The following is a 573-nucleotide window of genomic DNA, read 5'->3' as shown; positions in this document are numbered from 1 at the left end:
CACGCTGGTGGGCATCGCCAAGGAGATGGCGCTGTGGGACACGCCCTTCCTGGTCAACAACGTGCGCGAGGCCGACGCGCTGCTGGACGGCCCGGTCGGCGACAAGGTGCGCGGCAAGCTGGCCGACAAGGGCATGGTCGGCCTGGTGTACTGGGAGAACGGCTTCCGCAACCTGACCAACAGCAAGCGCGCGGTCAACCGGCTGGAGGACCTGGACGGCATCAAGCTGCGCGTGATGCAGAACAACGTCTTCCTGGACAGCTTCAAGCAACTGGGCGCCAACGCGGTGCCGCTGCCGTATTCGGAGCTGTTCTCGGCGCTGGAGACCAAGGCGGTCGACGGCCAGGAGAACCCGTACAACACCATCCTTTCGGCCAAGTTCTACGAGGTGCAGAAGTACCTGACGGTGACCAACCACGTCTACAGCCCGTGGATCGTGACCGTGTCGAAGAAGTTCTGGGACGGCCTGTCCAAGGACGAGCAGGCGGTGCTGCAGCAGGCGGCGATCAAGAGCCGCGACTTCGAGCGCAAGGACACCCGCGAGGAGGCCGCCAAGGCGCTGGCCGAGCTCAA

At 64.9% G+C, this 573-nt stretch carries 1 protein-coding gene; it reads left to right on the top strand.

Annotation, left to right across the window (positions count from 1 at the left end):
• Window positions 1-573: DctP family TRAP transporter solute-binding subunit (locus FUT87_RS25830; RefSeq protein ID WP_147242839.1), on the top strand; the 573-nt coding region annotated here is incomplete at both ends.

This window comes from Mitsuaria sp. TWR114, assembly GCF_007997345.1.
Note: the sequence above shows the minus strand (reverse complement) of the source record. Positions and strands in the feature narration are given on the sequence as shown.